The organism is Isoptericola sp. NPDC057191, assembly GCF_042670225.1.
Lineage (GTDB): Bacteria > Actinomycetota > Actinomycetes > Actinomycetales > Cellulomonadaceae > Isoptericola.
This window is the reverse complement of the sequence record NZ_JBHUWC010000212.1, coordinates 1-6,676: the sequence shown is the minus strand read 5'-3', so window position 1 is coordinate 6,676 and position 6,676 is coordinate 1. Positions and strand designations below refer to the sequence as shown.

The 6,676-nt window shown below is 70.6% G+C and carries 8 protein-coding genes and 4 tRNA genes; 8 read left to right on the top strand and 4 right to left on the bottom strand.

All coding sequences use genetic code 11. From position 1 onward, the window contains the following. Nucleotides 1-93: 93 nt before the first annotated feature. A complete protein-coding gene (locus ACFT55_RS18345) occupies nucleotides 94-378 on the bottom strand; it encodes an iron-sulfur cluster biosynthesis family protein (protein WP_380245280.1) in 285 nt (94 codons plus the stop codon). 249 nt (nucleotides 379-627) lie between these two features. Here ACFT55_RS18345 and ACFT55_RS18340 point away from each other — a divergent pair. After that, nucleotides 628-700 (top strand) — tRNA-Lys (locus tag ACFT55_RS18340). 62 nt (nucleotides 701-762) lie between these two features. On the opposite strand, the gene ACFT55_RS18335 is transcribed toward ACFT55_RS18340, so the two are convergent. Then, nucleotides 763-921: a hypothetical protein gene (locus ACFT55_RS18335; protein ID WP_380245279.1), complete on the bottom strand. Its 159-nt coding sequence runs from the start codon at nucleotides 919-921 to the stop codon at nucleotides 763-765. A 488-nt stretch (nucleotides 922-1,409) separates the two neighbouring features. Here ACFT55_RS18335 and ACFT55_RS18330 point away from each other — a divergent pair, with 488 nt between their 5' ends. The 3 genes from ACFT55_RS18330 to ACFT55_RS18320 all read left to right on the top strand — a co-directional run bounded on the left by ACFT55_RS18330 (nucleotide 1,410) and on the right by ACFT55_RS18320 (nucleotide 3,687). Continuing rightward, nucleotides 1,410-2,129, top strand: coding sequence for a hypothetical protein (locus ACFT55_RS18330; protein ID WP_380245278.1), 720 nt, complete (start codon nucleotides 1,410-1,412; stop codon nucleotides 2,127-2,129). A 64-nt stretch (nucleotides 2,130-2,193) separates the two neighbouring features. Next, nucleotides 2,194-2,517 (top strand): hypothetical protein, encoded by a 324-nt coding sequence (locus ACFT55_RS18325; protein WP_380245277.1) that lies wholly within the window; start codon nucleotides 2,194-2,196, stop codon nucleotides 2,515-2,517. A 411-nt stretch (nucleotides 2,518-2,928) separates the two neighbouring features. Then, entirely contained in the window at nucleotides 2,929-3,687 is a 759-nt protein-coding gene (locus ACFT55_RS18320) for a glycerophosphodiester phosphodiesterase (RefSeq protein ID WP_380245276.1), read from the top strand. Between the two features lie 30 nt (nucleotides 3,688-3,717). Here the strand turns inward: ACFT55_RS18320 and ACFT55_RS18315 are convergent, their stop codons facing one another. Continuing rightward, nucleotides 3,718-4,293 carry an antibiotic biosynthesis monooxygenase gene (locus ACFT55_RS18315; protein WP_380245275.1) on the bottom strand — a complete coding sequence of 192 codons (576 nt, stop codon included), beginning with the start codon at nucleotides 4,291-4,293 and terminating at the stop codon, nucleotides 3,718-3,720. 279 nt (nucleotides 4,294-4,572) lie between these two features. Between ACFT55_RS18315 and ACFT55_RS18310 the strand changes: the two genes are divergently transcribed. Beyond that, nucleotides 4,573-5,763 (top strand): D-alanyl-D-alanine carboxypeptidase family protein, encoded by a 1,191-nt coding sequence (locus ACFT55_RS18310; RefSeq protein WP_380245274.1) that lies wholly within the window; start codon nucleotides 4,573-4,575, stop codon nucleotides 5,761-5,763. 56 nt (nucleotides 5,764-5,819) lie between these two features. On the opposite strand, the gene ACFT55_RS18305 is transcribed toward ACFT55_RS18310, so the two are convergent. Next, a complete protein-coding gene (locus ACFT55_RS18305; protein WP_380245273.1) occupies nucleotides 5,820-6,182 on the bottom strand; it encodes a metallopeptidase family protein in 363 nt (120 codons plus the stop codon). A gap of 58 nt (nucleotides 6,183-6,240) precedes the next feature. Between ACFT55_RS18305 and ACFT55_RS18300 the strand changes: the two genes are divergently transcribed. The 3 genes from ACFT55_RS18300 (at nucleotide 6,241) to ACFT55_RS18290 (ending at nucleotide 6,661) form a co-directional block, all read left to right on the top strand. Further along, nucleotides 6,241-6,313, top strand: a tRNA-Glu gene (locus tag ACFT55_RS18300). Between the two features lie 148 nt (nucleotides 6,314-6,461). Continuing rightward, nucleotides 6,462-6,535 (top strand) — tRNA-Asp (locus ACFT55_RS18295). Between the two features lie 50 nt (nucleotides 6,536-6,585). Next, a tRNA-Phe gene (locus ACFT55_RS18290) sits at nucleotides 6,586-6,661 on the top strand. The last annotated feature ends 15 nt before the right edge of the window (nucleotides 6,662-6,676 follow it).

Here is a 6,676-nt window from a genome sequence, read left to right as displayed (position 1 = left end):
GGAGCCATGCCCCGTGCCCGGCCGTCGTCGGACAGGTGTCGCCGCCTCCTCACCCGAGGGGTCGGAGGTCCTGCCCGGAAGTCACGCCGGAGGTCACGCCTGCGGCGTGAGGACGAACCCGGGGCCCTGCGCCGCGGGGTCGGTGTCGAGCGTGAGGGTGTCGAGCGCCGGTGCGGCCTCCGCCTCGACGAAGACGTGCGTGCCACCCTCCTCGTCCACCACCTGGTCGTCGGGCTGCGGCGCGGGGACGAGCGCGAGCTCGAAGTTGCCGGGCTGTCCGGCAGACTGCGCGATCCGCAGGCCACCCTCGTCGGGCACCCCGGCCTGCTGGGCGAGGTCCTCGACGGCGGTACGGGCGTTGTCGGTCACGGTGAGCATGAGAGCTCCTCTCGTCGGTCCTGGCGAACCCCTCCACCGAAACAGGGTGGGGGTGGTCGGCGCAACGCTGAGACGCGATCGGGACGAGATCTCCCGGTGGGTGAGACTTCGCGTGACAGGCAGGTCCCGCCGCAGATAGGTTGCCCTCCGTAACCGGATCGTGACCTTCCGGCAGGCCCGCGCACGGCTCCCGGCCGCTCCCGCGTACGCTGTCCGCAGCCGGCGACCTGCCCATGGGCGGACGGCGGCGGGCCTCTAGCTCAATTGGCAGAGCAGCGGACTTTTAATCCGCGGGTTGTGGGTTCGATCCCCACGGGGCCCACCTTTCTGAATTGCAACGATGCTCGTCATAGGCGTGGAACAACGGGGTCGCCTCGGGTCCGCTCACGACCCACTGGCAGCCTCCTCCTCGTCATCGTCGCCGGAGATCAGGTGCAGCACCTGAGCACGCTTCTCGTCCTCGGTCAGCCTGCCGGACGGGTCACCCTTCGGCGGGATCTGGCGGGCGCCGATGTCGACCAGACGCTGCGCGAGCGGGGACACGAGGCCGGGAGGGCCGCCTCGATCGGGCCGAGCCGCTCGCCCGTCGCGGGCTGCTCCTGCACGGATGCCGCGGCGACAACGTCGTGCTCGGGCGCTGGAGCCTCGGGCAGCAGCTCGTGACGCTTCCGCTCACGCCAGTCCGCAGGTAGTCCTTGTTCGCCTGGATACACATTCCATGCGGAACCCCGTCGTCCCGGACCGCCTCCCGTGCGTGATCCCGTCCGACAATGTCACCTCCGAATGGCATGGCGGCTATGGCGGCCCCGTGAGCACGTTGACGCGCTATTCGTGCCTGACACCGCCTGATACTGCTGTGACCCATGCCACACGACGACGCCCGCTTGGCGTGCTATTGAGGGACTGGCATGCGGCTTGATACATACCTTGCGGATATTGCACGCGAGCAGCATCCGCCGCGACAGAGTGGGTCTGGAGTGTGCACGCTTTGGGGGCCGCCGCGACTGCGGTAGGCGTGAGAGGAGTGGAAATTGAGTACAACCAAGGCGCGAGCACTGGCCGCAGGAATCATCACCCTTGCACTTATTGGAAGTGGAACTTCCGCCGCGCTTGCGCAGCCCGTAAACGATTCGAGTGGCGTCGGACGGCCAGCGACGGTCGGCACGGACTCGAAACTCACGAAGGGAGACGCAAAGGCAGCTCGCAGGATCGCGGAGGACGTCTTTGCCGCCCGCGACCCTGAGGCCGCATACGACGCGCTAGACGCTGACGAGCAGGCACTCTTCGTCGATGCCAACACTCTCGCCGTGGTCGAGGAGACAAGCGATGCTCCCGTCGAGATTCCGGAGAGCGAGGCCAAGGCCAGCTTCGAGCTCGCCGGCTACGCGGTACAAGCCGCCACGAAGTACGACGTCTGCTACAGCCGGAGCGCCCAGGGCGCAGGCAAGAACTTGCTAGGTGGCGTGCTCTATCGCTACTACACCACCATTAAATACTGCGCGAAGGGTGGCGCGATCAAGAAGGCCACGTGGAGCAACCGCACGGGAAAGCCCACCTTCCCCGGTTGGTACTACGACGGACGGGGCTCGAGCCAGCTCACGCACACCGCAGCCTCTGTTCGCGGCTACCAGCAGTTCAAGTTCCGCCTGGGGCCGATCAAGGGCGCCCCGATCCAGAACCGTCGCCCCTGCCTCCAGACCAGGGTGAACAAGGCAGGAAAGGCCACGACGTCCGGATCTTGCTACGCTTGATCGCCCGTTGCTTGCAACGCGGCATATCTTCTTGCGCAGTCGGGAGTCAGCAATGTCTGGAAACGTGCAGCACACGGCATCACTCTCCAAGTCCGGTCCGGTTGAGAACCGCTCGGCGGAGATCACAGCCCTCGTCGCTGGAACCATCGCGGTCGTCGCGGTGGCTCTGAACCCGCTCATCGGTGCGCTCGTCGCTCTCGCGGCGGCCGCCCTGACGGCGCGCAGCCTCACCAAGGGAATCGGCAGACGACCATGGGTCGTCACAGGGTTGGCGATGGCTGGATGTGCCGCCCTGGTCGGGATCTGCCTTTCGGTGCTCTCCTTGGGTACGACCGAAGAGGTCGGCCTGGATCTGAATGGGAACAACTCGGTGGAGCGCTTCAACTAGGCATGTCTCCCAGGCGATTGGTGAGGCGCGCGGCAGACCGATCCGGTGACGTCTTCGCGGTTTCGGGTCTTGACTGATGAGCAGTGGGAGCGGGTCGATCCGGTTCTGCCCTCGAACGTCGGGCGGCGCGGTCGCCCGTTCGGCGATAACCGGTGCCCGCCAGCTTCTCCCTCGTCATGGCCTACCTCCCGCTCCGGGACGGTTCGTCGCTCGGCCGCCAGGTCGCCGACGTCGCCGACACCGGCGTCCGGGTGTTCATCGAGCCCTCTCGTCCGTGTGACGCGGCCCTCCAGGGCATCCTGACCGGGGAAGGCGGGACCGGGTTAGGGTGATTCCGCTCTGGGGACCCGGACCCGACGGATGCGGTTCGACCCCACGGGGCCGACCGTCAGCGCCGTCCGAAGGAGTCTCGTGCGCGCCCAGGACCTTGCCGTCATCGCCCATCGCGGTGCCTCCGCCGACGCCCCGCAGAACACGCTCGCCGCGTTCGACGCGGCCGCCGACGCCGGCGCGCGGATGATCGAGATCGACGTGCACCTCAGCGCCGACGGGGTGCCGATGGTGATCCACGACGGCACCGTCGACGCCACGACCGACGGGTCGGGCGAGGTCCGGGTCTACACGGTGTCGGAGCTCCAGTCCTTCGACGCGGGCTCGTGGTTCGCGCCGGAGTTCGCCGGCCAGCGCATCCCGACGCTCGCCGAGGTGCTCGACCTGGTGGCTGCCCGACCCGGGCTCGACGTGCTCTGTGAGTACAAGGGCGCCTGGACGGCTGCGGACGTCGCCGTCACGATGCGCGTGGTCACGGACGCCGGCCTGGAGGATCGCCTCGTGGTGCAGGGGTTCGACCCCACCACGGTGGCCGCGCTGCGCGACGTCGCGCCGCACGTGCCGCGCTCGCTGCTCGTCGAGCACCCGCGCGTCGACCTCGCCGACCTCCTGGACGACCTCGGGGCCGCCGCCGTCAGCCCGGGGGCCGCGCTCCTCGCCGACGACACGTCCCTCGTGCCCGCCGCCCATGCGGCAGGCCGGCTGGTGTACGGCTGGACGGCCAACGACGAGGAGACGTGGGAGCACCTCCTCACGGCGGGGGTCGACGGCATCATCACCGACCGGCCCGCGCCGCTGCGCGAGTGGCTCGCGGCGGCCGAGGTCCCGACCGCCGGCTGACCGCCCGCCGCGCCGACGGTGCCCGGCTGGTCAGCGCCGGGGGGCGTGCAGCCAGCCGGAGAGCCGTCCCGTCACCCACGGCAGCACCCAGAAGGACATGATCGGGGTGAGCACCAGGGTCGACACGAGCACCCGCAGCACCACCGTCAGGTCCGCGAACGGCGGCACGAGCCAGCCCACCAGCGCGGTGAAGGCGAGGTTGACCGGGAAGAAGCCGAGCCAGATGGCCACGGACTGCTTCCAGCGCGGCGGGGCGGCGAGCAGCGGCGGCCCCGCAGGCTCGTCCTGCCGCACGGGCGGGTCGAACCAGCCCTCGATGCCGGTGCGCTTCTCCACCCGCCGCTCCTCGACGAGACCCTCCCCCTCGGCGAGCCAGCGGAGCCGCTCGTCGGAGACCTCCCAGGCGTCCAGCCGCGCGGCGTCGGCGAACCGGTAGAGCATGATCCAGTCGGACGCCCCCTCGGAGGCCCGGATCCAGCCCGACCCGAGAAAGCCGTCCCACCGGTTGGCGAGGCGTACGCCGGACTGCACCCACGCGGTGACCTCCGGGACACGGTCGGGGCTGACGGCGCGGTGGACCGCCACGGTCACGGGTGCGGAGCTCATCCGAGCATCCTGAGGCGCGGAGGGCGCCGACGCGTGGCGCGCGGCGGCGGGCGGGACGGCGCGTCCCACGATCCGGATCACGGTCCGGGGAGGGCGGCCGAAAGCGCGGGATGTCCCAGCCTTCACAACTCGTCCGTGCGGCCCGCACGGGATTCGTGTCGTCTGGCCTCCTCGATGGCCCGGAGCACCGGACCGAACGGTTGAAGATGGAAGGAGCTTCCGACCGGTGTGAGCTCCCGACGGGTTCGAGCTCCCGACCTCCCAAGGACTTTCTTCCACGTGACCGAGAACGCCTCTACGCCGCTGCCGCGGCGCCGCGACATCCACCACCCCGACCGCACGCGACGGACCGACGGCCCGGGCCGGCCCCGCCGGCGACGCGGGCCCGTGCGCGCCGGCGTGCCGGTCGCGCTCACCGTGATGGCCCTGACCACCGGCGTGGCCACCGGCCTCACCCACGCCTCCGGCGAGACCCGCTCCGCGACGGCGACCACGCCCCACGCCGCCTCGGCGAAGTCGGTCGTCACCGGCACGTTCGGGACGACCTCGAGCGTCTCCAGCACCGCCGCGATCGTGAGCCCCGCCCTGACCGGCGCGGCGTCCGCGACCTCGGGCGCGGTGGGCTCGGGCACGGCGAGCACGAAGTCGGGCTCCGACACCGACGCCACGACGAGCGGGTCGACGGCCGCGTCCGACGACGAGGCGCTCACCGCCGCACAGTCGGCCCTGGCCCGCGCCGACCAGGTGACGACCGACTCCCTGGCCCTCCCCGACGCCCAGCGCCGGTCCGTGGCGAAGAGCGCGAAGCACCTGCGCGCCGTCGTCGCCGACCGGTCCACCTCGGAGGCCGCGTCCCGTTCTGGCGAGCGGACCTCGCCCGAGGTCCGCGCGAAGACCGCCGAGGACGTCACGGAGGCGACGCAGTCGCTCACCGCGCTGCTCGAGGACACCGACACGAGCGCGGTCAGCATCAAGCCCGCGCCCGCCACCCCCGCCGAGGTCGTGCAGGCCGAGGCGGCACAGGCCCGCAAGGCCGCGCCCGCCCTGAAGGCGCACGCGGACGACACCCAGGGCTACGAGAACGGGCGCATCCCCTCGGCGGACCTCGCCGAGCTGTCCTTCGCCCCGGGCGAGACCCTCCGCGCCGACGCCGCCGAGCAGCTGGAGCGCCTCGACGTCGCGTACCGGGCCCGGTTCGGCGAGCACCTGGAGATCCGGGACTCGTACCGCTCGTACGAGTCGCAGGTGTCGGTCAAGGCGAGCCGCGGCTACTTCGCCGCCGTGCCCGGGTACTCGGACCACGGCTGGGGCATCGCCGTCGACCTCAACGGCGGCGTGCAGACGTACTCCAGCGCCCAGCACCAGTGGCTGGTCGAGAACGCCCCGAAGTTCGGCTGGCACAACCCCGGCTGGGCCCAGGCCGACGGCCGCAAGCCCGAGGCCTGGCACTGGGAGTACAGCCCGCTCTGACGGCACCCTGACGCCGACCCCGCGCCGGTCCGTCGCGTCCGGTCCGTCGCGTCCGGTCAGGCCCAGCCGAGCTCGTGCAGCCGCTCGTCGTCGATGCCGAAGTGGTGCGCGATCTCGTGCACCACGGTGATCGCGACCTCCTCCACCACGTCCTCGCGCGTGTCGCAGACGGCCAGCGTCGGGTTCCGGTACACGGTGATCCGGTCGGGCAGGGAGCCGGCCGCCCAGTACAGGTCGCGCTCGGTGAGCGGTACGCCCTCGTACAGCCCGAGGAGCTCCGGGTCGTCCGCGGGGGCGTCGTCCTCCACCAGCACGACGACGTTGTCCATCATCTCGGCCAGTTCTGCCGGGACCTGGTCGAGGCCGTCCCGGACGGCGTCCTCGAAGTCCTCGCGCGTCATCTCCACCACGGGTCCCATCCTCGCCCACGGCGCGTCCGAGACCCCGCTCGGCGCCTGGGTATGCTTGCCGGGTCCAGCCCCCATCGTCTAGCGGCCTAGGACCCCGCCCTTTCACGGCGGTAGCACGGGTTCGAATCCCGTTGGGGGTACGTCCGCGGGACGTCGGCCACGGTCGGCGGCGCGCGAAACGGGGCGTTCTTGCAGGTCAGCGGCCGATTTTAAGATCCCGCCGACCATGGGGTACGCTTCTTCTCGGCTCGAAACGAGCTTCCAGGTGCGGAGAATACTCCTCACCATGGCCCTGTAGCGCAGTTGGTTAGCGCGCCGCCCTGTCACGGCGGAGGTCGCGGGTTCAAGTCCCGTCAGGGTCGCGCATGATGCGCCCGGTTCGTCGGTCACGGCGCCCGGGCGTTCGTGTCCAGGCTCTGTAGCTCAGTTGGTAGAGCGTTCGACTGAAAATCGAAAGGTCACCGGATCGACGCCGGTCGGAGCCACCACAGAAACCCCCGTGC

Coding starts and splice junctions, on each gene's coding strand:
- ACFT55_RS18315 (WP_380245275.1), bottom strand. CDS start 4,293: ATGAGCTCCGCACCCGTGACCGTGGCGGTCCACCGCGCCGTCAGCCCC.
- ACFT55_RS18345 (WP_380245280.1), bottom strand. CDS start 378: ATGCTCACCGTGACCGACAACGCCCGTACCGCCGTCGAGGACCTCGCC.
- ACFT55_RS18305 (WP_380245273.1), bottom strand. CDS start 6,182: ATGGGACCCGTGGTGGAGATGACGCGCGAGGACTTCGAGGACGCCGTC.